The following is a 25298-nucleotide window of genomic DNA, read 5'->3' on the forward strand; positions in this document are numbered from 1 at the left end:
CGCGATGACCGGTGCGGTGCTCGCCGTCGACCAGGGCACGTCCGGCACCAAGGCCCTGGTGATCTGCCCCGAACGCGGCGTCGTCGGCACCGGCTTCGCCGAGGTCCACCCCCGCCACCTGCCGGGCGGCCTGGTCGAGGTGGACCCGGAGGAGCTGTACGGCTCGGTGGTCGACGCCGGCCATCAGGCCCTCGCCGAGGCGGGGCGGCCCGTCACCGCGCTGGGCCTGGCCAACCAGGGCGAGACCGTCCTCGCCTGGGACCCGGACACCGGCCGCCCGCTCACCCGCGCCCTGGTCTGGCAGGACCGCAGGGCCGAACCGATCTGCACCGAACTCTCACCTCGGGCCGACGAGTTGCGCCACCTGAGCGGCCTGCCGCTCGACCCGTACTTCGCCGCGCCGAAAATGGCCTGGATCCGACGCCACCTCACCCGCGACGGCCGGATCTCCACCTCCGACAGCTGGCTGATCCACCGGCTCACCGGCGCCCACGTCACCGACGCCGCGACCGCCTCCCGCACCCAGCTCCTCGACCTCGACCGCGCCGACTGGTCGCCCCGCGCCCTGGAGCTGTACGGCCTCTCCGACGAGCCGTTTCCGGACGTCGTCGACAACGCCGCCCCGGTCGGCACGACCAGCGTCTTCGGACCCGAAATCCCGCTCACCGGACTCGCCGTCGACCAGCAGGCGGCCCTGCTCGCCCAGCGCGTCACCGAGCCCTCCACCGCCAAGTGCACCTACGGCACCGGCGCGTTCCTCCTCGCCCACACCGGCGACACCCCGCGACGGGGCGCCTCGGGCCTGGCCGGCTGCGTCGCCTGGCGGCTGGGCGGACGCACCGAGTACTGCCTGGACGGACAGGTGTACACGGCCGCCTCCGCCGTGCGCTGGCTCACCGGCCTCGGCGTCATCTCCGGCGCCGCCGATCTCGACCCCGTCGGCGCCACCGTGCCGGACAGCGGCGGCGTCACCTTCGTCCCCGCGCTGGCCGGCCTCGCCGCCCCCTGGTGGCGCGGCGACCTGCGCGGCTCGCTCACCGGTCTCGGCCTGGACACCGCCCCCGGCCACCTGGTGCGCGCCCTGTGCGAGGGCATCGCCGCGCAGGTCGCCGAACTCGCCGACGCGGCGGCCGGCGACCTCGGCACCCCCCTGAAGGTGCTCCGCGTCGACGGCGGACTCACCCGCTCGGCGCTCCTCATGCAGACCCAGGCCGACCTCCTGCAACTCCCCGTGGAGGTGTCCGCCCTGCCGGACGCCACCGCGCTCGGCGTGGGAGCGCTGGCCCGCCTCGGCGCGGACCCGGCCCTGACGCTCGCCTCCGCACTGCCCGCCACCGGCCCGACCACCGTCTACGAGCCCCGCGTCACCTCCGACGAGGCCGCCTGTCGCCGCGCTCGTTTCCGCGGGGCGGTCGACGTGCTGCTGGCCCGGGGGCCGGCATGAGGGGCATCGGGTGGGTGCCGGGGCCGAGGTGCGCCGGGGAAGGTCCTGCGGGCTCGTCCGCGTCACCGCCGACGGGACCGGCCTTCCGCCGCACGCGTTTCCGCAGGGCCGTCCACGCGCTGCTCGCCGGGGGCCCCGGCATGACGCGCGCCGTCGCCGTCGGCGTGACGTTCGCCGGGAACCCCTCGTGACGGGCGCCCGTACCGGACGGAGCCCCGCATGACCACCGTCACCGTCTCCGGCGCGCTGCCCGAGGACCCGTACGACGTGGTGATCGTCGGTGCCGGAGTGGTCGGGTGCGCGATCGCGCGTCGGCTCGCGCACCATCCGGAGCTGCGTGTCGCGCTCGTCGAGGCGCGGGACGACGTCGGACAGGGCACCTCCAAGGCCAACACCGCCATCCTGCACACCGGCTTCGACGCCGTGCCCGGCTCCCTGGAGGCCCGGCTCGTACGGACCGGCTCCCGCGAACTCGCCGCGTACGCAGCCGAGTCCGGCATCCCCGTCGAGCCCGTGGGCGCGCTGCTCGTCGCCTGGGACGAGGAACAGCTCGCCGCCCTGCCCCGCCTCGCCGAGAAGGCCGCGCGCAACGAGTACCACGACACCCGCGTCCTCGGCCCCGCCGACCTCTACGCCCGCGAACCCCACCTCGGACCCGGCGCGCTCGGCGCCCTGCACGTGCCCGGCGAGAGCGTCATCTGCCCGTGGACGACGACCCTGGCGTACGCCACCCAGGCGGTCCGGGCCGGCGTCCACCTGCACCTCGAGGCGCCTGTGGCACACGCCGGACACCACGACGGCGTCCACCACCTGACCACCCCGCGCGGCACCGTGCGCGCCCGCCGCCTCGTCAACGCCGCCGGACTGCACGCCGACACCCTCGACCGGCAACTCGGCCACGACGACTTCACCGTCACCCCGCGCCGGGGCCAGCTCATCGTCCACGACACGTTCGCCCGCGCACTCGTCCGGCACATCCTCCTGCCCGTCCCCACCGCGCTCGGCAAGGGCGTCCTGGTCGCCCCCACCGTGCACGGCAACGTCCTGCTCGGGCCCACCGCCGAGGACCTCGACGACAAGGGCGCCACCGAGTCCACCGCCGAGGGCCTGCACCGCCTGCGCGAGCAGGGCCGCCGTATCCTCCCCGCGCTGCTGGAGGAGGAGGTCACCGCCGTCTACGCAGGCCTGCGCGCCGCCACCGAGCACGACGACTACCGGATCACCGCCCACCCCGGCCAGGGCTGCGTCACCGTCGGCGGCATCCGCTCCACCGGCCTCACCGCCTCCCTCGCCATCGCCGAGCACGTCACCGGCCTCCTCGCCGGCACCGGACTCGACCTCGGTCCGCAACGCCCCCCGGAGCCGGTCCGCATGCCCTCCCTCGGCGAGACGTGCCCGCGCCCCCACCAACGGCCCGACCTGGTCGCCGCCGACCCGGAGTACGGCGTCCTCGTCTGCCACTGCGAGCGCGTCTCCCGGGGCGAGATCCGCGACGCCCTCGCCAGTACGATCCCGCCCCGCGGCCTCGACGGACTGCGCCGCCGCACCCGCGCGCGGGCGGGCCGCTGCCAGGGCTTCCACTGCGGGGCGGCGCTCCGGGAACTGTTCGAGGAGGCACGGCGATGACTCGTGAGGTCGACGTCCTGGTGGTGGGGGCGGGCCCCGCCGGCCTCGTGGCCGCGACCCAGCTCGCGATGTCCGGCGCGCGCGTCGAGGTCCTGGAGCGCGAGCGGTGGCCCGGGGGAGCGCCGGTCCACTGCGCGCACCGCGGCTTCGGCACCTGGCCGCACACGCGGACCGGCCCCGCCCACGCCCGGCTGCTCGCCGACGCGGCGGTCCGCGCGGGGGCCGACGTACGGACCGGCGTCACCGCCCTCGACTGGGCGGGTCCCCGCACCCTCGCCACCGTCGGACCCCGGGGCGCCGAGACCATAGCCGCCCGGGCCGTCCTCCTCGCCACCGGCGCCCGCGAACGCCCCCGCGCCGCCCGCCTCGTCCCCGGCACCCGCCCCGCCGGCGTCTACACCACCGGCGAACTCCAGCGGGCCGTGCACCACTACGGGCAGCACATCGGCGACCACGCGGTGATCGTCGGCGCGGAAGCCGTCTCGCACGCCGCCGCCGACACCGTACGCGCCGCCGGAGCCGAGGTGGTGGCACTGCTCACGGAGCTGCCCCGGGCCCCGGCCCGCCCCGCGCTGACCCTGAACACCCGGCTGCGGCACCGCACTCCGGTCCTCACCGGCACCACGGTCACCGAACTCCTCGGCCACGGAGGCCTGTCGGGCGTGCGCGTCCGCCACCGCGACGGCCGCACGGCCACCCTCCGCTGCGACACCGTCGTGTTCACCGGCGACTTCGTCCCCGAGCACGAACTCGCCCGGCGCGGCGCGCTGATCCTCGACCCCGGCACCGGCGGCCCCGCCGTGGACGGCGCCCTGCGGACCACCCGCCCCGGCGTCTTCGCCGCCGGCAGTGTGCTGCACGCCGTCGAGAGCGCCGCCACCGCAGCCCGCGAAGGCGCCCACGCCGCGACCGCCGTACACGACCGGCTCGGCACACACGCGCCGGACGACCGGCCCGCCGCCGTCCCCCTCCTCGCCGGGCCACCCCTGCTCCGCGTCACCCCGAACCGCGTCACCCCCGCCGACCGCCTCCCCTACCTCCTGCGCACCGCGATCCCACTGCCCCGCCCCGTCCTGTACGTCACCCAGGACGGCCGCCCGCTGCACCGCGCCCGCCTCCCGTTCACCACCGCCGTCCCGCACCGCCCGCTGACCCTGACGGCCCGCTGGACGCACCGGGTCGACCCCGGCGGCGGACCGGTACGCGTCACCGTCGCCTGACCGGTACCCGGAGCGCCGGCGGCCCTCAGATCACCCGCATCCGCACCAGCGCGGCCAGCGTCAACGCCCCCGGCAGCAGCGGCAGCCAGACCGTCAGGAGCCGAAACGCCAGCACCACCGCCGTGGCCACCGCCGCCGGACCGCCCGCCGCCACCAGCGCGACGACCAGCGCCGCCTCGACCGAGCCGATACCGCCCGGCGTCGGCACCAGCGCCACCGCGACGGTCGCCGCCAGATACGCCACCGCCATGTGCGCGACCGGCACCGGCAGCCCCAGCGACAGGCCCACCAGGACCAGCGCGGACGCCTGCAGCGCGGGGAACGCGAGCGCGCCGCCCCACAGGGCCACCGCCCGCGCCGGGAGACGGTGCACCGAGCGGGCCTCACCGAGCGCCGTCCGCAGGAACGAGACCACCGCCCCGCGCAGCCGCGGCACCAGCACGAGCACCCCCGCCGCGACCACCGGCACCACACCCACGACCGCCAGGAGCGGCCCCACCGCTCCCTCGGGCAGCAGCGTGCCGAGCCGCAGCGCGCCGGGGAACAGGAGGAACAGAACGCCCAGCAGGGCGAGCCGGCCCACGCTCTCCGCCAGCAGATACAGGGCGAGAGCCGCCGAGGACCGCGCCAGCGGCAGCCCGCACACCGCCATGAACCGCAGGTTGACCGCGCTCGCGCCCAGGCCCGTCGGCAGCAGGTGGTTGGCCGCGCCCGCCGCGAACTGCGTGGCCAGCAGCCGCCGTCGGGGCAGCCGTTCCACCACCGCGCCCTGCCGGGTGCAGGCGGCGGCCACCCAGGTCAGACAGGTCGCGCCGGCCGCCGCCAGCAGCCACGGCCAGCGGGCCGTGGCGAGATGACCGAAGCCCTCGGCGAGCACCGACCGGTGCCGCACCGCGACCACGGTGACCAGCAGCAGCGGAAGCACGCACAGGATCCGGCGGACCGGAACCCGCCGCAGGAGCGGCTTCTCGGGGAGGCGTGGACGTCGTGGGAGTCGTACCGCTGTCGTCACACCACAAGACATTCCCCCAGCCGCGCCAACTACGGATGGACGACGCGCGGACGACGGCTTACGGACCGCGGGCGCCGCCGACTTGACCTCAAGGTTGCTTGAGGTCCTACCGTCCTTCGCATGAGCATGGAAACCACGGCCTGGACCCAACTGCACAGCGTCATGAACGCCGAGCAGGAGCGCCGGCCCCTCGCCCGCGCCACGCTGCGCCGCATCGGCGCCTTCGCCCACCCGCACCGCACCCGCATCGTCCGGTTCGTGCTGCTCGGGGTGGTGACCGCACTCCTCGCCGTCGCCACCCCCGTCCTGGCCGGACGCGTCGTGAACGCGATCGTGTCGGGCGGCGACGAGGGCAGGGTCGTCCGCCTCGCCCTGCTCATCGCCCTCATCGCGGTCGCCGAGGCGGTGCTCGGCATCCTCTCCCGCAGGATCTCGGCGACGCTGGGGGAGGGGCTCATCCTCGATCTGCGCACGGCCGTGTTCGATCATGTGCAGCGCATGCCCGTCGCGTTCTTCACACGTACTCGTACGGGCGCGCTGGTCTCCCGGCTCAACAACGACGTCATCGGCGCCCAGCGCGCCTTCAGCAACACCCTGTCCGGCGTCGTCAGCAACCTCGTCACCCTCGTGCTCACCCTCGCCGTGATGCTCACCCTGTCCTGGCAGATCACCCTGCTCGCCCTCGCGCTGCTCCCCGTGTTCGTGCTCCCCGCCCGGCGGATGGGACGCCGCATGGCCCGCATGCAGCGCGAGGCCGCCGCCCTCAACGCCGCGATGGGCACCCGGATGACCGAGCGGTTCTCGGCACCCGGCGCCACCCTGATCAAACTCTTCGGCCGCCCCGAGGACGAGTCGGACGAATTCGCCGACCGGGCCCGCCGCGTCGCCGACATCGGAGTGCGCACCGCCACCGCACAGGCGGCCTTCATCACCGCGCTCACCCTCGTCTCCGCCCTGGCCCTCGCCCTCGTCTACGGCCTCGGCGGCTTCCTCGCCCTGCGCGGCAGCCTGGACCCCGGCGCCGTCGTCGCCCTGGCCCTGCTGCTCACCCGCCTCTACGCGCCGCTCACCGCGCTCGCCGGGGCCCGCGTGGAGGTCATGAGCGCCCTCGTCAGCTTCGAGCGGGTCTTCGAGGTGCTGGACCTGACCCCGCTCATCGACGAGAAGCCCGACGCCCGCCCGGTCCCCGACGGCCCGGTCGCCGTCGAGTTCGACGACGTCCGCTTCGGCTACCCGGCCGCCGACAAGGTCTCCCTCGCCTCCCTCGAAGAGGTCGCCTCCCTGGACACCCGCGGCGGCGACGAGGTCCTGCACGGCCTCTCCTTCCGCGCCGAACCCGGACAGACCGTCGCCCTCGTCGGCTCCTCCGGCGCCGGCAAGTCGACCATCGCCGGACTGCTGCCGCGCCTGTACGACACCGACGGCGGCACCGTGCGCGTCGGCGGCGTCGACGTCCGCGACCTGAGCGCCCGTTCGCTGCGCGACACCGTCGGCATGGTCACCCAGGACGGCCACCTCTTCCACGACACGGTCCGCGCCAACCTGCTGCTGGCCCGCCCGGGGGCGAGCGAGGACGACCTGTGGGACGCGCTGCGCCGCGCCCGGCTCACCGACCTCGTCCGGTCCCTGCCCGACGGTCTCGACACCGTGGTCGGCGAGCGCGGCTACCGGCTCTCCGGCGGCGAACGCCAGCGCATGACCATCGCCCGGCTGCTGCTCGCCCGACAGCGCGTCGTCATCCTCGACGAGGCCACCGCCCACCTCGACAACACCTCCGAGGCGGCCGTCCAGGAGGCCCTCACCGAAGCCCTGGCGGACAGGACCGCCCTGGTGATCGCGCACCGCCTGTCCACCGTCCGCGCGGCCGACCGGATCCTGGTCGTCGAGGCCGGCCGCATCGTGGAGAGCGGCACCCACGAGGAACTCCTGGCCGCCCAGGGCCGCTACGCCCAGCTGCACCGCAGCCAGTTCGCCCGCCGGACGATGGACAAGGCCGCGTAGCCGCCAGGGCCTGTCCGACCATTCCCGTCTGCCTTCCGGGCGACGACGGGAATTGCCGGACAGGCCCTACCGCGGGCCGGACACCCCGGCCCGCACCGGCAGGTCCTGCTCCGCCCAGACCACCTTGCCGTCAGGGGTGCGGCACGAACCCCAGCGCCGGCACAGCATGTTGATCAGCTGCAGACCCCGCCCGCTCTCGTCACTCACGTCCGCGTGCTGGATCTGCGGCAGGTCGGGGCCGGAGTCCGATACCTCCACCGACAGCCGCTCGTGCCGCAGCAGCCGCAGCTCACCCGGGGCGTTCCCGTACCGCAGGGCGTTGCCGACCAACTCGCTGACCACCAGCTCCGTCGTGTCGACCAGTTCCTCCAGACCCCACCGCTCCAACTGCTCGCGCACCGCCGTACGGGCCTGTCCCGCGGCCTTGCCGTCCGGCGGCAGCGGGCGCACGTACACGTCGCACTCCGGACCGAGCGGAAGGGCGAGGGCCGCCAGGACGATCGCGTCGTCCGACCGGTCACCGCCGATCCGCTCGGAGACCGCCCGGCATTCGGTGCCGTCGGCGGGCAGGCCCTCGCCGACCGCCACGCGCAACCGCTCCAACTGCGTGCCCAGATCGGCCGTGCGCGATCTGACCAGCCCGTCCGTGAACAGCGTCAGCCGGCTCCGCTCGGGCACCCGCCGCTCGACCACGTCGTACGGGATCACCCCCGCCCCCAGCGGCGCCCCCGCGGGCACCTCCAGGAACGCGGAGTCACCGTCGGGCCCGGTCAGCAGCGGCGGCGGGTGACCGGCGCTGGAGACGCGGAAGGTGCCGCCGTACGGGTCGTACACCGCGCACAGACAGGTGGCGACCTGGTCCTCCTCCAGGTCGCGGGCGGCCAGATCGAGGCGGGCCAGCAGCCGCTCGGGCGCGATGTCCAGCGCCATCAGGGTCCGGGCCACCGTCCGCAGCCGACCCATGGTCGCGGCGGCGGCCAGACCACGCCCCATCACATCGCCCACCATCAGGGCGGTTCGTCCGCTGGGCAGCGCGACCACGTCGAACCAGTCGCCGCCCACCGCGGCCGGGTCCGTCGCCGGGTCGTAGCACGAGGTCACGTCGAGCCCGGGAGTGCTCGGGCTGGACCGCGGGAGCAGGGCTCGCTGCAGCGTCACCACGTGCTCGCGCTCGCGACCGTAGAGCCGGGCGTTGTCGATGTACACGGCGGCCTTGGACGCCAGCTCCATGGCCAGGGCCACGTCGGTCCGGCTGAACGGCGCCCGGTGGCCGGCCCGTACGAAGTCGGCGAGCCCCAGCAGCACCCCGCGGGCGATCAGCGGCACCGCCAGGTACGAGTGGACGCCCGCCCGGCGCATGATGTCCGACGACTCGCGCGAGGGCGCGATCACGGCGAAGTCCGCCCGCGTCATCCGGGTCACCAGCACCGGCCGACGCGTGGTGAGGCACCGCTGCCCCAGCCGGTCGGCGGTGTGCACCGACAGCTCGCCCACGGGATCGGGCGCGAGGTTCAGGCCCTCGACCTCCGACACCGCCATGGCCCTGAGCCGCGGCGCGTCCCCTCCGGGGACCCGGTCGCCCTCCTGGAACCGCAGTACCGAGTCCAGCAGGTCCACCGCGGCGCCGTCGGCCAGCTCCGGCACGATGAAGTCTGCCAGCTCCTCCGCCGTCCGCCGCACGTCGAGCGTGGTGCCGATACTCAGGTCCGCCGCGTTCAGCCAGGCCAGCCGGCGCCGCGCGCCCAGCGCCTCCGTCATCGACCGCAGCGCCCCCCGCGCCGCCCGGTGCCCGCTCACGAGGGGATTCGGGGGGCGGCGCACCCCGCTCAGCCACGGTCGCTCCCGCACGCCTCGCCTCCTCCCACGGCCTCCTGCCCCCGATTCTGCCTCGCCCCGGGTCGAGGGGCGACGGCGAGGCCCCGATCGGCGGGGGAGCGCCGACCGGGGAACCGGCCCGGGACGGCTCAGCCGCGCAGCCACACCGCGGTGTCGACGGGCAGCCGGCCGTCCTCGTCCAGCGGCCGGCTGCCGAGCAGCAGGGAGCGGTGCGCGGGCAGCTCGATCGGCGCGGCCGACAGATTGACCACGCACACCAGACCGCCAGGGCGCCGGAACGCGAGGACCCCGTCGGGGGCGGGCAGCCAGTCCAGCGGACCGTCACCGAAGCCTTCGGTGGAGCGCCGCAGCCGCAGCGCCTCGCGGTAGAGCGCCAGCATCGACCCCGGATCCGCGGCCTGCCGGTCCGCTGCGTACCGCGCCCAGCCCTCCGGCTGCGGCAGCCAGGGCTCGGTCTCGGAGCCGAAACCGCAGTACGGGGCGTCGGCCGCCCAGGGCAGCGGTACCCGGCAGCCGTCCCGGCCCGGATCGGTCCCCCCGGAGCGGAAGTGCATAGGGTCCTGGATGCTCCCGCGCGGGACGTCGGCCTCGGGCAGACCGAGTTCCTCCCCCTGGTACAGGTAGACGGAGCCCGGCAGGGCCAGCGTGAGCAGCGCGGCCGCACGGGCGCGCCGGGTGCCGAGGGCCGGGTCGGTCGGGGTCCCGAACGCCTTCTTCGCGAAGTCGAAACCCGTGTCCTCGCGGCCGTACCGGGTCACCGTCCGGGTCACGTCGTGATTGCACAGCACCCAGGTGGCGGGGGCGCCGACCGGAGCGTGCTCGGCCAGCGTGTCGTCGATGGTCCGACGCAGCCGCCCCGCGTCCCAGGGGCAGGACAGGAAGTTGAAGTTGAAGGCGGTGTGCAGCTCGTCGGGCCGCAGATAGCGCGCGAAGCGCTCGGCGTCGGGCAGCCACACCTCGCCCACGAAGACGCCCCCGTACACGTCGGCGACGGTCCGCCAGGAGCGGTAGATGTCGTGCAGCTCGTCCTGGTCGATGTACGGGTGCGGGTCGACGCCCTCCACGAAGTCCGCCAGCGCGGGGTCCTTGGCGAGCAGCGCGGCGGAGTCGATGCGGACACCCGCCACCCCGCGCTCGAACCAGAACCGCAGGATCTCCTCGTGCTCCCGGCGTACCTCCGGATGGGCCCAGTTGAGGTCGGGCTGCTCCGGCGTGAACAGGTGCAGGTACCACTCGCCGTCCGGCACCCGGGTCCAGGTGCGGCCGGAGAACTGGGAGGGCCAGTCGTTGGGCGGCAGTTCACCGTTCTCGCCGCGGCCCGGCCGGAAGTGGAACCGCTCCCGCTCCGCGCTGCCCGGACCGGCGGCCAGCGCCGCCCGGAACCACGCATGCTGGTCGGAGACGTGGTTGGGGACGATGTCGACGATGGTGCGGATACCCATCTCCCGTGCCTCGGCGATGAGTTTCTCGGCCTCGCCGAGGGTGCCGAAGGCCGGGTCGATGGTGCGGTAGTCGGCGACGTCGTAGCCGCCGTCGACGAGCGGGGAGACGTACCAGGGCGTGAACCAGACGGCGTCGACCCCGAGTTCGGCGAGGTAGGGCAGTCGCGCCCGGACGCCCGCGAGGTCACCGGTGCCGTCGCCGTCGCCGTCGGCGAAACTGCGGGGGTACACCTGGTAGATGACGGCGTCGCGCCACCAGTCTTCGGTGCGGTGCGAGGTGGGGGCTGCCACGTGACGGTCCTTTCGGGCAGGGTGGATCTTCGCCGCCGGCCCGGACGGTGCGGGGCGTCGGACGGGCCGGCGGCGAAGGTTGACGGGACGAGCCGGCGGGGCGGAGGAGGGCGGGGGCGCGGTGCCTCAGCCCTTGAGCCCTCCGGCGGTGAGTCCGCTCATGATGTTGCGCTGGAAGATCAGGAAGATGATGAGCGTGGGCAGTGAGGCCATGGTCAGCGCGGCGATCAGCACGTTGACGGGCACACCGTTGGACAGCGAGTAGATCCCCACGTTCAGGGTCTGCCTGGCCGGGTCGGGCAGGGTCAGCATGGGCCAGAGGAAGTCCTTCCAGACGCCCACGATCGCGAAGATGGACACCACGCCGAGGATCGGCCGCGAGATCGGCAGGACGATCGACCGCAGGGTGCGCATCGGGGAGGCGCCGTCCATCGCGGCGGCGTCGAGCAGCTCCCTGGGGATCGAGTCGAAGAACCGCTTCAGCAGGAAGATGTTGAAGGCGTTGGTCACCGAGGGCAGCCAGATCGCCCACGGCGTGTTCAGCAGGTTGCGTTCGAAGATCGGCACGTCGAGCACCGTCAGGTACTGCGGCACGACCAGGACGGTCGCCGGGATCATCAGCGTCGCCAGCATCATGCCGAGGATGGCCTTGCCGAAGACCGGCCGGAGCTTGGACAGCGAGTAGGCCGCCGCCACGTCGAGCACCAGCTGGAAGGCGAGCGCGCCGAACGCGTAGTACAGCGTGTTCCCCAGCAGGCCGGCCAGGTCCATGACGTTCCAGGCCTGCGAGTAGTTGTCCGGCTCGAAGGACTCGGGCACCAGCGTCGGCGGGGTCCGGACGACCTCCTGGGTGTCCTTGAACCCGCTGGAGACCATCCAGTACATGGGGCCCAGGAACACCACGGTGAACAGCGTGATCACACCGCCGAACGTCATCCAGTAGAGGACCTTGCCGCGGGGCCGGGCGAGCTGGGCCGGCGAGATGAGCGTGCGTGTGGACATCGGTGGATTCCCCCGGCCTACTCGTCCTCGGCGCGGTTGAGCTTCACGTACGCCGCCGAGAAACCGGCCAGCAGTACGAGGAGCAGCAGGCCGAGGGCCGCCGCGGCGCCGTAGTTGTTGAAGTTGAAGGCGTACTGGTAGATGAGGTAGACGACGGTGGTGGTCGAGCCCTCCGGCCCGGCCCCGCCGGTGAGCAGGAAGGGCTCCACGAAGACCTGCATGGTGGCGATGATCTGCATCAGCAGCATCAGCGAGAGGATGAGCCGCGTCTGCGGGATCGTCACGTGCCAGACCTTGCGCAGCAGTCCGGCCCCGTCCAGCTCCGCCGCCTCGTACAGCTCGCCCGGGATGCCCTGGAGCGCGGCGAGGTAGATGAGCGCCGCGCCGCCCATGTTCATCCACGTCGACGCGATGACCACGGACAGCATCGAGAGGTCGGGGTCCTGGAGCCACTGCTGCTCGGGCAGCCCGACGGAGCCGAGCAGTTCGTTGAGCAGCCCGTAACCGGGGTCGTACAGGTACTTGAAGAGCAGGACCGCGGCGACCGGCGGGAGCATCACCGGCAGGTAGACCAGCAGCCGCAGGTACCCCTTGCCGTGCCTGAGTTCGTTGATGACGAGCGCGACGACGAACGGCACCGCGAAGCCGAGGACCAGGGCCAGCACGGTGAACAGCAGCGTGTTGCGCCACGCCTGCCAGAAGGCCGGGTCGTTGAAGACCGTTCGCAGGTTGTCCAGGCCGACCCAGGAGACCTCGCCCTGGTCCGTCTTCTGGAAGGCGAGGAGGAACTCCCGGACCATCGGGTACCAGGAGAAGAACGCGAAGCAGAGGACCGCTCCGATCAGGAAGCCGTGCGCGGTGAGGTTGCGCTTCAGGCTCCTGCCGAAGGACCCGCCGCGCGGGGGCGGGCCGTCCACCGGCGGCTGGGCGTGGCTGGCTCTCGCCGCCTTGCTCGGGGTCAGGCTGGGGGCCGACATCGTCGCTCCTTGGGACTGATCTCATGGGCCCCGGGGGGCGGTGCGGCCCGCCCCCCGAGGGAGCCGGTCACTGCGTGGCCAGAACCTGGTCGACCTGCTTCTCCGCGCTGGAGAGCAGCTTGTCGATGTCGGCGTCCTTGTTGGTGAGGATGCCGGACATCACGTTGTCCAGGACCTTGTAGACCTCCTGCGCCTTCGGCGGCTCGGCCATGCCCGGCACCGGGTCGTCCATGAAGGCCTTGAAGTTCTCGACCGGCATCGTGGCGTGCTCGATGCGGGCCGCGTCGTCCTTCGTCTTGGACTCGTTCAGCCAGAAGTTGGGCTGCGGGAGGCCGACCGGGAGCTTGTCGGTCTTCTTGCGGGCCCAGTTGAACTGACCCTCACCGACGGTGAGGTTCTGGAAGTTCAGCCAGGCGACGGCCGCCTTGATCTTGTCGGACGAGATGCCCTTCTTGACCATGTAGTTGTTGCCGCCGGCCAGCGTGTTCTTCTCACCCGGAATCGGCCCCATGCCGAAGTTCGCGTAGTCGGCGCCGAGTTGCTGGACCATGTAGGTGATGTCGTCCGGTGCGGCGAGGAACATGCCGAGCTTGTCGGTGGCGATCTGCTTCTGGAGGTCGCCCCACTTGAGCAGCTGGGTCTTGCCCATGCTCTCGTCCTCCCAGCGCATGGCGTGGAGGTTCTCGGCGACCTGCTTGCCCGTCTCGTTGTTGAACGCCGCCTTCTTGCCGCTCTCGTCGACGACCTGGGCGCCACGGCTGTACATCTGGGCGGTGAAGTGCCAGCCACCGGTGTTGCCCGCGCTGTACTCGCCGAAGCCGGCGATACCGTCGCCCAGACCGGCGATCTTCTTCGCGGCGGTGCGGACCTCGTCCCAGGTGCGCGGCGGGTTGTCCGGGTCCAGACCGGCCTTCTCGAAGAGCTTGCGGTTGATCAGCAGGCCCATCGTGTAGTTGCTCGTGGGCAGGCCGTAGAGCTTGTTCTCGTGCTTGAGCGAGCCCAGGACGTTCGGGTCGATGTCCTTGAGGGCGGGGACCGTCTTGTCGTTGACGTACGCCGTGATGTCCTCGGCGCCGTCGTTGTCCAGCACCTGCGGCAGGTCGGTGAAGTAGGTGTAGAAGACGTCGGGCTGCGACTTGGCCTTGAGCATCGCGGTGAAGCGCGGCGGCTCCAGGCACTGGCCGGGGGTGGAGCGGCCCTCGATGGTGACGTTGGGGTAGGTCTTGTTGAACTCCTTGACGTCCTCCTTCCACTCCTTCAGCTCGGCCGCCTTCGCCGTCGGCGGCATGCAGTCGATGGTGATCGTGACCTTGGTCTTCGGGTCCAGCGGAGCAGCCGGGTCGGAGGACCCGTTGCCGCTTTCGGAACCGCCGCCGTCGTCACTGCTGCTCGTGCCGCAGGCGGCCAGAGCGGTCAGGGTGAGAGCGGAGACGAGCGTGATGGCGCCGGCACGGCGAGTACGGCGGAACCGAGCACTTCTCATGGGTGGTCCCCTTCGGGCATGAACGTGGAAGGCGCCCCACCGCCGATGCGTTGTGGGGCGCCGCTCACTCAACCACCGCGAACAAGTGAACGCAATATCTCGCGCTGATTTCGTAATTGCTTGACAGTCAGCCGAAGAAGTTGAGGATCCGCTACCGGGCCCCAACCTGCGCGGTGGAGCCGCGGACGACGAGTTCCGGTTCGAAGAGCAGCTCCCTGTGCGGGACTTCGGTGCCTTGGATCTGGGCGCAGAGGAGGTCGACGGCGGCGCGTCCCATGGCTTCGATGGGTTGGCGGACGGTGGTGAGGGGTGGTTCGGTGCAGGTCATGAAGGCGCTGTCGTCGTAGCCGATGACGGAGACGTCGTGGGGGACGTGGAGTCCGCGTCGTCGGGCGGCGCGGACGGCGCCGAGGGCGAGGGGGTCGCTGGCGCAGATGATGCCGGTGACGCCGCGTTCGAGGAGGCGGGCGGCGGCGGCCTGGCCGCCTTCCAGGGAGAACATGGCGCGTTCCACGAACTCGTCCGGCAGTTCGGCGTGCGCGGCCCCGGCCGCCTCCCGCGCTGCGGCCAGCTTCCTGCGGGACGGGATGTGGTCGGACGGGCCGAGCACCAGGCCGATGCGTTCGTGGCCCAGGGATGCCAGGTGCCGCCAGGACTGCTCCACGGCCACCGCGTCGTCGCACGCGATGCACGGGAAGTCCAGATCCGGGATGGAGGCGTTGATGAGCACGACGGGGATGTTGCGCTCGGCGAGCAGCCGGTAGTGGTCGTGCGGGGCGTCCGCCTGCGCGAACAGCCCGCCGCCGGCGAAGACGACGCCGGAGACCTGCTGCTGGAGCAGCAGTTCCACGTAGTCGGCCTCGGAGACGCCGCCCTTGGTCTGGGTGCACAGCACCGGCGTCAGTCCCTGCTGGGCGAGCGCACCGCCGATGACCTCGGCGAACGCCGGGAAGATCGGGTTCTGGAGTTCCGGCAGCACCAGCCCCACGAGCCTCGCTCTCTCGCCCCGCAGCTGGGTGGGCCGCTCGTAGCCCAGGACGTCCAACGCGCTGAGCACGGACCTTCGGGTCGCCTCGGAGACCCCGGGCTTGCCGTTGAGTACCCGGCTGACCGTGGCCTCGCTGACCCCAACCTTCTTCGCCACCTGAGCAAGTCGTCGCGTCACAGACGCAAGACTAGCGCAAGCCTCTGCAAGAGGCTTGCGCCAGTCAGTAGTCTGACCGACAAGGGCCGGTGTGGCCCGCTCGGTCTACGGATTGCGGTTGATCTTGAAGGTGGACGTCGTGTTCCGGACGTCCACGGCGTTGCCCTCCAGCCTCAGACCGTTGAACGTGACCTCGCCGACCGCGGGCCCCTGCCCCGGCTCGGGCATCTCGTTGGCCCAGAGGCCGAAGCCGGACTTGGCGTCGAACGCGTCACCGCTCTTGCGCGCGCCGGTGATGGACACGTCGGTGAAGACGGTGTCCTTGATCGGGAACTGCGGCTGCCCTCCCACGTAGTTCGTCTGGAACATGATGCCGCTGTACGTCGGGTCGACGATGTCGACGTTGTTGACCCGGATCCCCTGGAACACCTTCGACGCGGAGAACACCCAGATGCCGGGGAAGGTCTGCTGTCCCCAGAAGTGGCCGCCGGCGCGGACGATCGAGATGTTCTCGAAGGTCGTCGGGTCGGTGCCGAAACCGTTCATCGGGTAGCCGAAGTCCAGCGAACTGATGGTGATGCCGGAGTAGACCAGGGTGTCCGCGATGTGGATGTTGCGGAAGGTGTTGTTGTAGCCGCCGTAGACGGCGAGACCCGCGGCACGCCAGGTCAGCGTCGTCGAGAGGTTCTCGTACAGGTTGTTCTTCATGTCCGCGCCGCCGGCGTCGATCGCCGAGAACAGTGCGAAGCTGTCGTCACCGGTCGCCCGGGCGTCGTTGTTGGACACCAGGTTGTCGGTCGAGCCGTTGGTCATGTTGACACCGTCGGCGAACATGTTGCGGATCCGGGAGTTCTTGATCGTGATCCGGTCGGTGTTGGCGCCCCAGTAGAGGCACACCATGTGCTCGTTCCAGATGTTGTCGATCACGATGTCCGACACGTTGGAGAAGTCGAACACCTTGCCCGGACCGTCGATGCGGCTGGTGTAGTTGCCGAAGTAGGCGAAGTTCGCGAACGACGACCCCTTCGCGCTCGCCTCGGCCCGGAAGCCCACGTCGGTGTTGTCCTGTGTCGTGGGCGCGTGGAACTTGGTGAACCACGGACCGGCGCCCACCACCTTCACCGCCTTGCCGTACACCTGGAACTTGCTCGACGTCTGGTAGTCCCCGGCCGGCAGGTACACACCGACCAGCTTGCCGGAGGTGTCCATGCGGACCCGGTCGAGCGCGTTCTGCACGTCCTGGTGCGTGAACCCGGCCGGCACCGCGTACGCCGCTGGGTCGGGGTTGGCCACCGGGGCGACCTGCTCCAGGTTGACGAAGTCGATCGCGTAGTCGGTGTTGTTCGCGGCGTCCTTCTGCAACCGGATCCTGCTGCCCGCCGGGACGGTCTCGCCCAGCATCAGGTGCGCCTCGTCGTAGATGTGACGCGGCGCGCCCGCGCCGGGGGAGTTGCCGGGCGAGGCCTCGTTGCCGTAGAGCCAGGCGTACTTCGACGTCAGCGGCAGCGCCTTCTTCAGGACGCCGTCGACGTAGACGTTGAGTGTGGAGTCGATGCCGCCGCCGCCCGGCGCGTCCGGGATGGAGAAGCGGGTCACCAGGGTGTTGGTGGCGGCCCGGGTGGTGAACTCGACGTACTCACCGGTCGCGTCGAGCTTGACCGCCTTGCGGCCGGAGGCCTCCCCGGCGATGTCGCCGATGGTCCGGTTCGGTCCGGTCACGGTGGCACCGCCGCCGACCGTGCCGTCCTCCGCCTCGTACATGTCGTACGGCATGTTGGCGCCGCGCCCGACGAACAGCGGTTGCGTGGAGGTGTTGTTCTCCCGCTTGACCGGCAGTTCGTTGGCGTCGTCGGCCACCTTCACCTTCAACGTGTACGAGCCGTTGGCCGCCTTCCAGGTGCCGAGGCTCACCGCGGGACTCGTCGAACCGGCGGCGATGACACCGGAGTGCGCGCCGGTCAGCGTCTTGACGGTGGCGCCGTCGGAGTCCACCAGGGTGAGCGTCACCCCGTGGCCGCCGCCCGCGGAGTCCTGGGTGCCCTGGTTGCGCAGCGCGACCTTGAACGTGACGTCGTCACCGGCGGCCGGGCTGGAAGGGGAGGTGGTGACGGTCGCGGCGACCAGGTCGGAACTCCGGACCGGTTTGACGACCAGCGGCTCCGGACGCGTGTAGGTGTTGTTGGTCTCGTTCTGCTCGATGATCTCGCCGGCCTCGTCGGCGACCGCGCTCAGCTCGTACGAGCCGGCGTCGCGCGCCCCGAGGGAGGCGCTGACCGTGCTCTGGGCTCCCGCCTGGAGCGCGCCTACGGAGGCGGTGGCGACCTTGGTGTCGCCCAGCCTCAGGGCGACCTTGCCGGCCGGACTGGCCGCGGCGCCGCTGTTGCGGACGGTGGCCGTCACGGTGATCTCGTCCGACTCGACGGGCGAGGCGGGCGAGGTGGCCAGCTGCGTCACCTCCAGGTCGGGGTTGGGCGCGGGGGCGCCGATCACCTGGAACTCGGCGACCTGCCCGGCCGTCGCCCCCGTGTTGGAGGTGAACCTGAGCTGCACGTCGGCGACCCGGCCGTCGACGGGCACGGTCACACTGTTGCCGCCGCTCGCCGGGTCGAAGACGTAGTCCTTCGCGGCCACCAGGCCGGTGAACCCGGAGGCCGCCTGCTCGCGCCCGAGCACCTGGATGTTCTGGGTGCGCTTGGACCAACTGGTGTCGGGGTTGAGCCTGAGCACGACGGCACTGATGTCGGCGTTGGCGCCGAGCTTGACGGTCAGTGTGTTCGGGTAGCTGCCCGCCGCCCCCTCCCAGTAGGTCGACGTGCTGTTGTCGTTGGCGTTCTCGGCGACGTACGTGTGGATCACGGACGAGGCGCTGATCGGCTTGCCGACGGCCAGGTTCGAGCCGTCCCTGGTGCCGTTGCGGAGAACGGAGTTGCTGTCGCCGGACACGTTGCCGGCCGCGTCCCTGGCCCGCACGGAGTACGTCACGTTCGCGGCGACGGGCTGTGTGTCGGTGTAGGTGGTGACGTCGCCCGCGACGCTCTTGCGGAGCTTGTTGTCGGCGTAGATGTCGTACCCGGTGACGCCCTTGTTGTCGGTGGAGGCGCTCCAGGTCAGCCTCACCTGACCGGCGGTGGGTTCGGTGAGGGCGAGGTTCGACGGCGCGGTGGGCGCCTGCGTGTCGCCGTTGTCGCCGCGCCGGGTGACCGTGTTGCTGTTGCCCGACACGTTGCCGGCCGCGTCCTTGGCCCGCACGTGGTAGGTGACCGTCGCGTCGCCCGGCCGGATGTCGGTGTACGTGGTGGCGTTCCCGCCGACCGAGGTCAGCAGGTCGCCGTCGGCGTAGATGTCGTACCCCGTGACGGCCGTGTCGTCCGAGGACGCGTTCCAGGTCAGCCTGATCTGGCCGGTCGCCGGCTCGGTGAGGGCGAGGTTCGAGGGGGTGGTCGGGGCCTGGGTGTCGCCGCTCGCCGGGCCGTAGACCTCCAGTTCGGAGACCTGGGCGGCCGGCTGGCCGGTGTTCGCGGTCACCAGGACGCGCACGTGGCGGGCGGTCGTGGCGTCGAAGGCGACCGTCGCCGACTGGCCGCCCGCCGCGTCGAAGGTGTACGCCTTGGCGGCGGTCAGGTCGCTGAAGTCCGTGCCGTTCTCGCTCGCCTGGATCTTCAGGGTCTGGCTTCGGGCACCCCAGCCGTCCGGCAGCCGCAGCACCACGCGGTCGACCCTGCGGGAGGCGCCGAGGTCGGCCTGGATCCACTGCGGCAGCGCGTTGTCGGCGCTCTCCCAGTAGGTGGCCTTGTTGCCGTCGTTGCCGTTGCCGGCCGTGTACGCCCCCGTGGAACTGCTCGCCGTCAGAGTCCGGTTCGCGGCGAGGTTCGTCGACGATTCCCCGGCCGCGTGCACCTCCAGTTCGGAGAGCTGCGCCGCCTGCCAGCCGGTGTTGGCCGTGATCTCGACCCGCACGAACCGCGTCCTGGTCGCGGGGAAGCTCACGGTGACCGTGTTGCCCGACCCTGGGTCGAAGCGGTAGGTGGCGGAACCCTTCAGGGTGCTGAAGCTCGTACCGTCGGCGCTGCCCTGGAGGGCGAGTGTCTGGTCGCGGCGCTCCCAGCCGGCGGGCAGTCTCAGGACCACCTCGTCGATCCGCTCCGTGGTGCCGAGGTCGGTCTGGACCCACTGCGGGAGGCTGCCGCCGCCGCTCTGCCAGTACGAACCCTGGTTGCCGTCGGTGATGTTGGCGGCGTTGTACTCGCCGTGCGCGCTGCTCGCCGCCGTGGCGTCCCCCACGGCGATGTTGGGTCCGCCTGCCGCCGTGGCCGACAGCAGTGGGCCGCCCAGCGCCAGGAGACTGGTCGCGACCACCGTGCACAGAGCACGTGATCTCCAGTTCCGGATTCTCATCTGTCCCCGATCTCCGCCTCGTTCCTGAATGTTCTCTGTCATTTACGTTGAGCGCTCAGAGAGTTGCAGAGAACTGTTGGGTCGTCTACAGGATGTGCGGCACGAACTCGGCGCACGGCGGACCGGAGTGGCCGCGGTGAGGTGCGGGGAAGTCCCGGGTGATGTCCCGGATCAGCGACTTTCACGGGCTCCGTCGGAGAACCGCAAGCCGCTGCCATTTCCCGCAAGGAATTTGCGGGCGGGGGGAGGGGAGAGAGGTCTGCGGTCAGTCGGCGGACGGCTGCGCGGTGGAGCCGCGGACGACGAGTTCCGGTTCGAAGAGCAGCTCGCCGTGCGGGACTTCGGTGCCTTGGATCTGGGCGCAGAGGAGGTCGACGGCGGCGCGTCCCATGGCTTCGATGGGTTGGCGGACGGTGGTGAGGGGTGGTTCGGTGCAGGTCATGAAGGCGCTGTCGTCGTAGCCGATGACGGAGACGTCGTGGGGGACGTGGAGTCCGCGTCGTCGGGCGGCGCGGACGGCGCCGAGGGCGAGGGGGTCGCTGGCGCAGATGATGCCGGTGACGCCGCGTTCGAGGAGGCGGGCGGCGGCGGCCTGGCCGCCTTCCAGGGAGAACATGGCGCGTTCCACGAACTCGTCCGGCAGCTCGGCGTGCGCGGCCCCGGCCGCCTCCCGCGCTGCGGCCAGCTTCCTGCGGGACGGGATGTGGTCGGACGGGCCGAGCACCAGGCCGATGCGTTCGTGGCCCAGCGACGCCAGGTGCCGCCAGGACTGCTCCACGGCCACCGCGTCGTCGCACGCGATGCACGGGAAGTCGAGGTTCTCGATCGACGCGTTGATCAGCACCACCGGGATGTTGCGCTCCGCCAGCAGCCGGTAGTGGTCGTGCGGGGCGTCCGCCTGCGCGAACAGCCCGCCCGCGAAGACCACACCCGAGACCTGCTGCTGGAGCAGCAGTTCCACGTAGTCGGCCTCGGAGACGCCGCCCTTGGTCTGGGTGCACAGCACCGGCGTCAGCCCCTGCTGGGCGAGCGCACCGCCGATGACCTCGGCGAACGCCGGGAAGATCGGGTTCTGCAGCTCGGGCAGCACCAGCCCGACCAGCCGGGCCCGTTCGCCCCGCAGCTGGGTGGGCCGCTCGTACCCCAGGACGTCCAACGCGCTCAGCACGGCCTGCCGGGTCGCGTCGGAAACCCCGGGCTTGCCGTTGAGTACCCGGCTGACCGTGGCCTCGCTGACCCCAACCTTCTTCGCCACCTGAGCAAGTCGTCGCGTCACACACGAAAGGCTAACGCAAGCACCGCAAGCGGCTTGCTCGGCGGTCGCATTGGGCGGGCTGCGCACTGATTCAGGTGGTATGCCCCGCTCAGTCCCAAGTGACCCGCGCGAGGACCGGAAGGTGATCGCTGCCGGTGGCGGACAGGGTGCGGATCCGGCCGACCGTCGCGGAGCGGGCCATCACCTGGTCGATCCGGGCCATCGGGAAGGCGGCGGGGAAGCTGAGGGCGACGCCCCGCTCGGGCACGTTCAGCTCGCTGGTCAGCGGATCGAGTGCCCGGTCGTCGACGGTGCCGTTGAGGTCGCCCAGCAGGACCACCCTGCGCGACTGCTCGGCCGCGACGGCGTCGCCGAGCAGCCCGGCGCTCTCGTCCCGCCAGGACGACGCGAGGCCGGTGAGCCCGACCCGGACCGACGGCAGATGGGCGATGTACACGGCGACCTCGCCGCGCGGTGTGTGCGCAACGGCCCGCAGCCCGCGCTCCCACTCCTCCGTGATGCCCCGCGGTCTGATGTCCAGCGGTCGGGCCCCGCTGAGCGGATGCTTCGACCAGAGTCCGACCGTGCCCCGGACCGTCCGGTACGGGTAGTCCCGGGCGAGGGTCTTCTCGTAGACCGCCCGGGCCGGCGCCACCAGCTCCTGGAGCGCTATCAGGTCGGGCTCCGCACCGGCCAGTGCGCGGGCCGTTCCCGCCGGGTCGGTGTTCTCGTCGCTGACGTTGTGCTGCACCACCACGAGGTCGTCGGCGCCGGACTCCGGCGCGGGCAGCAGCAGCGGGCCGAACCGGTACGTCCAGGCGGCCACCGGCAGCAGCAGGGCGACCAGCGCGAGAGCCGAACGGCGCAGCAGGGCCGGCGGGAGCAGCACCACGACCAGCACGCCGAGCCACGGCAGGAAGGACTCCAGGAGGCTGCCCAGCCCGCCGGGCCGGTGGGGAACCAGGCCGTGGAACACCAGCAGCAGGGCGGTGAACACCGCCACCCCGGCCCCTGCCCGCCCGCGCCGCCAGCTCCACCCACGCTTCGCCCGCCCGGTCATCGCTCCTCGTTCCCTCGTCCTCGCTGTCAGGACGACGGAACCGGTGGATCAAGTTCCGGGCGATGGAAACTTTCAGAAAGCCTTGCTGAGAGGGTGTCACGTCCCGGGCGGAAGGAGCATCCAAGGGGGTTGACCACTACTGACGGTGCCCATGCGGTCACCACCGCAACATCTTGCAGTCATCTTTCAGAAACCCTTTGCAAGGGTGTCGACTCCCCAGTCAGCCATCGGCAGGCACCCCGGACACCCGCACCCGCACCCTCACACGGGAGATTCCATGTACGGGTGCACCGACAGAGCGCGCAGAACCACCGCCGCGGCACTCGCACTCGCCGCCGGAACTTCGGCGGCCATGGTCGCCCTCCGCAACACCGCCCGCGGCCAGGCCGTGACCGACTTGTGGGACGACGGCGGCGACCGGATCGCGTTCGGGCGCGGCTCCAAGGCGTACGTCGCCCTCAACCACGAGGGCGCCCCGCTCACCCGCACGTTCCAGACCTCGCTGCCGGCCGGTAACTACTGCGACGTCCAGACCGGCAAGGGCGTCACGGTCGACACCGCCGGCCGCTTCACCGCCACCCTCGCCGCCGGCACGGCCCCCGCGCTGCACGTCGACGCCCACACCTGCGACGGCGGACCCGGCCCCGACCCGGTGACCTCCGGCGCCTCCTTCGCCGTGAACGCCACCACCAGGTGGGGCCAGAACATCTACGTGACCGGCAACCGTCCGGAACTCGGCAACTGGAATCCGGGCAACGCCCTCGAGCTCGACTCCGCCGCCCGTCCGGTGTGGAAGCGGGACGTGGAACTCCCCGAGGGCACGTCGTTCGAGTACAAGTACGTCCGCAAGGACGAGGCGGGCAACGTGACCTGGGAGGGCGGCGCCAACCGCACCGCGACGGTCACCTCCACGAGGACCAGCCTCGACGACACCTGGCGCACCTGACCCCCGCCACTCCCGGAGCATGGGAGAGGGCCCCACGGACGCGCATCCGTGGGGCCCTCTCCCATGCGCTCAGCCTTCGACCCAGCCGTGCTTCCTGCCGTACTCGACCAGCCGCTGCCGGAGCCGCAGGATCTGCTCCCCGGACAGCGACGGAGCCGCGCTCAGCATCAGTTCCGTCATCTCGTGGGTGAACTCCGCGGCGCCCAGCACATCACACGTCGGCTCCTCCGCCTCGTGGAACGAGGGCATCGGCGAATGCGCCGGCGCGGCGGACCGCAGCGGTGCGACCTGCGCCGGTGCCACGGACGGCGGCGCTCCGTCGGCCAGCTGGACGGACGACGCCTTCAGCCCGCGGTCGCCCTCCTCCACCTCGAACTTCACCCAGGCCCCGGAACGCACGGACGTCTCCGGGATCAGCAGATCATTGGCATGCAGGAAGACGTCCTCCCCGCCGTGTTCGGGGGCGATGAACCCGTAGCCCCGCACCCCGTCGAACCTGACAACCCTGCCTACCGCCATCTCAACCACACACCTTCTCGCACCTCTGGGCCCCAACGACTCGACAGGATGGTAACTCCGGACCGCGGCGAGTGCGGACCGGGACGTTCAAGTGGGGCCGGGCGTCAGTTGAACACGCAACCGTTGAGTGGGTGTGCCGGGCGGCGTACTCATGGATCGCACGGCCCGGCTGCCGTACGCTGACCGGCGCACCGCGACACCCGAAACCTCCGCATTCGAGCCATGTCCAAGTGGTCGGCGAAAGGTGGGCACATGGCCGGGAACGGGCGGCGCGGTAGGGACGGGAAGGCCGCGGCCGGGGACCGGCACTACGTACTCGTGTGCTCGCTGTGCGGCGACCGCCGGCCCGACGACGGCCTGATCCTGGACTGCCCGCGGGACCATCCGCCCGCGCTGCTCAGAACCGAGTACGCCAACCCGCGGTTCACCCCCGACCAGGAGTACGACGGACTCTTCCGCTACCGGGAGTGGCTGCCCGTCGTCCGCGCCCTCCGATCGACGGGCCGGGGCGCCGTGTACCGCAGCCAGGGCCTCGCCGCCGCCCTGGGACTGCCACGGCTGTGGATCGCGTTCAACGGCTACTGGCCGGAACGCGGCGCCTCGCTCGAGACCGGCACCTTCAAGGAGTTCGAGGCCCTCACGGTGCTCGGCCGGCTCCCGGGCCGGGAGCACGTCCTGACCGTCGCCTCGTCGGGCAACACCGCCGCCGCGTTCGCCTGGGTCTGCTCCCGGCAGCGCGTGCCCTGCCTGATCGTCGTCTCCGGCAAGGGCCTGGGCCGGCTGCGGTTCCCCGGCACCCTCGACCCGTGTGTGACGCTCGTGGTCATCGACGACGGCGACTATCCCGACGCCATCGCACTCGCCTCCTCGATCTCCCGCCTGCCGCCCTTCCTGGCCGAGGGCGGCGTGAAGAACGTCGGCCGCCGGGACGGCCTGGCGGCCGTACTGCTGACGGCGTATGAGGAAATGAGATGCCTGCCGTCGCACTACTTCCAGGCGGTGGGCAGCGGCACCGGCGCCATCGCGGTCCTCGAGGCCGCCCGCCGGATCGGCGTCGCCGCCGGCGGACTTCCGCTGCCCAGACTCATGCTGTGCCAGAACCTGCCGTTCACCCCCATCCACGACGCCTGGCGCATGGGGGAGACCGTGAGGGAACCCGAACTCACCGACGGGTTCAGGGAGTCCATCGCCAAGGTGCATGCCGACGAGCTGACGAACTGGGCACCCCCCTACAGCATCCGCGCGGGCGTGCACGACGCGCTGCGCGACAGCGACGGCGACGTCCTGGTCGCCGACAACGCCTCCGTCGTGGTCGCCCGGAACATGTTCCGCGAACTCGAAGGGATCGACATCGAGCCCGCCGCGGGTGTGGCGGTCGCCTGCCTGCGCGACGCGGTGGCCCAGGGGAAGGTCGACCGGGACGCGGTCGTCCTGCTGAACATCACCGGCGGCGGGCGCCGCCGCCTCGCGACGGACCGCCCTCTGGTGGGCGCCCGCCCGCACTGGCGCCTGACGAAGGACGCACTCGCCGAGGACGGACTGGCGCAGCGGATCGCCGCGCGACGCACATGAACGGCTTGGACGGGAGGAGCGGCGACAGGCGATACTCAAGCGCTCCTCCAGGAACTCGCTGCGTGCTGCTTTG

Annotated in this window: 16 protein-coding genes and 1 pseudogene; 6 read left to right on the forward strand and 11 right to left on the reverse strand. The window is 71.8% G+C overall.

Annotation, left to right across the window (positions count from 1 at the left end; genetic code table 11):
• Nucleotides 1–4: 4 nt before the first annotated feature.
• From OIE75_RS36080 to OIE75_RS36090, 3 genes are all read left to right on the forward strand, one after another.
• A complete protein-coding gene (locus OIE75_RS36080) occupies nucleotides 5–1444 on the forward strand; it encodes an FGGY family carbohydrate kinase (protein WP_329473444.1) in 1440 nt (479 codons plus the stop codon).
• Between the two features lie 219 nt (nucleotides 1445–1663).
• Nucleotides 1664–3070, forward strand: coding sequence for an FAD-dependent oxidoreductase (locus tag OIE75_RS36085; protein ID WP_329473445.1), 1407 nt, complete (start codon nucleotides 1664–1666; stop codon nucleotides 3068–3070).
• Nucleotides 3067–4290 (forward strand): NAD(P)/FAD-dependent oxidoreductase, encoded by a 1224-nt coding sequence (locus OIE75_RS36090; protein WP_329473446.1) that lies wholly within the window; start codon nucleotides 3067–3069, stop codon nucleotides 4288–4290. Before OIE75_RS36085 ends, OIE75_RS36090 begins: the two co-directional genes overlap by 4 nt.
• Nucleotides 4291–4315: 25 nt before the next feature.
• Here OIE75_RS36090 and OIE75_RS36095 read toward each other — a convergent pair whose 3' ends face one another.
• The gene (locus OIE75_RS36095) at nucleotides 4316–5215 is read right to left on the reverse strand and encodes a lysylphosphatidylglycerol synthase transmembrane domain-containing protein (RefSeq protein WP_307016469.1); all 900 of its coding nucleotides are present in this window, start codon (nucleotides 5213–5215) and stop codon (nucleotides 4316–4318) included.
• A gap of 207 nt (nucleotides 5216–5422) precedes the next feature.
• Between OIE75_RS36095 and OIE75_RS36100 the strand changes: the two genes are divergently transcribed.
• Nucleotides 5423–7303 (forward strand): ABC transporter ATP-binding protein, encoded by a 1881-nt coding sequence (locus OIE75_RS36100; RefSeq protein ID WP_329473447.1) that lies wholly within the window; start codon nucleotides 5423–5425, stop codon nucleotides 7301–7303.
• Between the two features lie 66 nt (nucleotides 7304–7369).
• Here OIE75_RS36100 and OIE75_RS36105 read toward each other — a convergent pair whose 3' ends face one another.
• From OIE75_RS36105 to OIE75_RS36145, 9 genes are all read right to left on the reverse strand, one after another.
• Nucleotides 7370–9151: an ATP-binding SpoIIE family protein phosphatase gene (locus tag OIE75_RS36105; protein WP_329473448.1), complete on the reverse strand. Its 1782-nt coding sequence runs from the start codon at nucleotides 9149–9151 to the stop codon at nucleotides 7370–7372.
• A 116-nt stretch (nucleotides 9152–9267) separates the two neighbouring features.
• On the reverse strand, nucleotides 9268–10872 hold the full coding sequence (locus OIE75_RS36110; RefSeq protein WP_307016473.1) for a glycoside hydrolase family 13 protein: 1605 nt from the start codon (nucleotides 10870–10872) through the stop codon (nucleotides 9268–9270).
• A gap of 126 nt (nucleotides 10873–10998) precedes the next feature.
• Nucleotides 10999–11874, reverse strand: coding sequence for a carbohydrate ABC transporter permease (locus OIE75_RS36115; RefSeq protein ID WP_329473449.1), 876 nt, complete (start codon nucleotides 11872–11874; stop codon nucleotides 10999–11001).
• Nucleotides 11875–11891: 17 nt separating this feature from the next.
• Entirely contained in the window at nucleotides 11892–12851 is a 960-nt protein-coding gene (locus OIE75_RS36120) for a carbohydrate ABC transporter permease (protein ID WP_307016476.1), read from the reverse strand.
• A gap of 67 nt (nucleotides 12852–12918) precedes the next feature.
• Nucleotides 12919–14334 (reverse strand): extracellular solute-binding protein, encoded by a 1416-nt coding sequence (locus OIE75_RS36125; protein ID WP_329473450.1) that lies wholly within the window; start codon nucleotides 14332–14334, stop codon nucleotides 12919–12921.
• A 151-nt stretch (nucleotides 14335–14485) separates the two neighbouring features.
• Nucleotides 14486–15499, reverse strand: a complete 1014-nt coding sequence (locus OIE75_RS36130) for a LacI family DNA-binding transcriptional regulator (RefSeq protein ID WP_307016478.1) — start codon at nucleotides 15497–15499, stop codon at nucleotides 14486–14488.
• Nucleotides 15500–15583: 84 nt separating this feature from the next.
• Nucleotides 15584–19873 carry a discoidin domain-containing protein gene (locus tag OIE75_RS36135; protein WP_329473451.1) on the reverse strand — a complete coding sequence of 1430 codons (4290 nt, stop codon included), beginning with the start codon at nucleotides 19871–19873 and terminating at the stop codon, nucleotides 15584–15586.
• Nucleotides 19874–20138: 265 nt separating this feature from the next.
• Nucleotides 20139–21149, reverse strand: coding sequence for a LacI family DNA-binding transcriptional regulator (locus OIE75_RS36140; RefSeq protein WP_234960505.1), 1011 nt, complete (start codon nucleotides 21147–21149; stop codon nucleotides 20139–20141).
• Between the two features lie 88 nt (nucleotides 21150–21237).
• Entirely contained in the window at nucleotides 21238–22188 is a 951-nt protein-coding gene (locus tag OIE75_RS36145) for an endonuclease/exonuclease/phosphatase family protein (RefSeq protein WP_329473452.1), read from the reverse strand.
• A 346-nt stretch (nucleotides 22189–22534) separates the two neighbouring features.
• On the opposite strand from OIE75_RS36145, the pseudogene OIE75_RS36150 reads away from it, so the two are divergent.
• Nucleotides 22535–23134: pseudogene (locus OIE75_RS36150) on the forward strand (carbohydrate-binding module family 20 domain-containing protein); the annotation flags it as partial.
• A gap of 69 nt (nucleotides 23135–23203) precedes the next feature.
• Here OIE75_RS36150 and OIE75_RS36155 read toward each other — a convergent pair.
• Nucleotides 23204–23653, reverse strand: a complete 450-nt coding sequence (locus OIE75_RS36155; protein WP_307016481.1) for a cold-shock protein — start codon at nucleotides 23651–23653, stop codon at nucleotides 23204–23206.
• Between the two features lie 252 nt (nucleotides 23654–23905).
• Here OIE75_RS36155 and OIE75_RS36160 point away from each other — a divergent pair, with 252 nt between their 5' ends.
• Nucleotides 23906–25225, forward strand: a complete 1320-nt coding sequence (locus tag OIE75_RS36160) for a cysteate synthase (RefSeq protein ID WP_307016482.1) — start codon at nucleotides 23906–23908, stop codon at nucleotides 25223–25225.
• Nucleotides 25226–25298: the final 73 nt, after the last annotated feature.

This window comes from Streptomyces sp. NBC_01723 (assembly GCF_036246005.1).
Taxonomy (GTDB): Bacteria; Actinomycetota; Actinomycetes; order Streptomycetales; family Streptomycetaceae; genus Streptomyces.

Excerpts from the sequence above, each read along its gene's own strand:
- OIE75_RS36160 (WP_307016482.1), top strand. The coding sequence starts at position 23,906 with ATGGCCGGGAACGGGCGGCGCGGTAGGGACGGGAAGGCCGCGGCCGGG.
- OIE75_RS36120 (WP_307016476.1), bottom strand. The coding sequence starts at position 12,851 with ATGTCGGCCCCCAGCCTGACCCCGAGCAAGGCGGCGAGAGCCAGCCAC.
- OIE75_RS36085 (WP_329473445.1), top strand. The coding sequence starts at position 1,664 with ATGACCACCGTCACCGTCTCCGGCGCGCTGCCCGAGGACCCGTACGAC.
- OIE75_RS36090 (WP_329473446.1), top strand. The coding sequence starts at position 3,067 with ATGACTCGTGAGGTCGACGTCCTGGTGGTGGGGGCGGGCCCCGCCGGC.
- OIE75_RS36115 (WP_329473449.1), bottom strand. The coding sequence starts at position 11,874 with ATGTCCACACGCACGCTCATCTCGCCGGCCCAGCTCGCCCGGCCCCGC.
- OIE75_RS36155 (WP_307016481.1), bottom strand. The coding sequence starts at position 23,653 with ATGGCGGTAGGCAGGGTTGTCAGGTTCGACGGGGTGCGGGGCTACGGG.
- OIE75_RS36135 (WP_329473451.1), bottom strand. The coding sequence starts at position 19,873 with ATGAGAATCCGGAACTGGAGATCACGTGCTCTGTGCACGGTGGTCGCG.
- OIE75_RS36125 (WP_329473450.1), bottom strand. The coding sequence starts at position 14,334 with ATGAGAAGTGCTCGGTTCCGCCGTACTCGCCGTGCCGGCGCCATCACG.
- OIE75_RS36100 (WP_329473447.1), top strand. The coding sequence starts at position 5,423 with ATGAGCATGGAAACCACGGCCTGGACCCAACTGCACAGCGTCATGAAC.
- OIE75_RS36080 (WP_329473444.1), top strand. The coding sequence starts at position 5 with ATGACCGGTGCGGTGCTCGCCGTCGACCAGGGCACGTCCGGCACCAAG.
- OIE75_RS36145 (WP_329473452.1), bottom strand. The coding sequence starts at position 22,188 with ATGACCGGGCGGGCGAAGCGTGGGTGGAGCTGGCGGCGCGGGCGGGCA.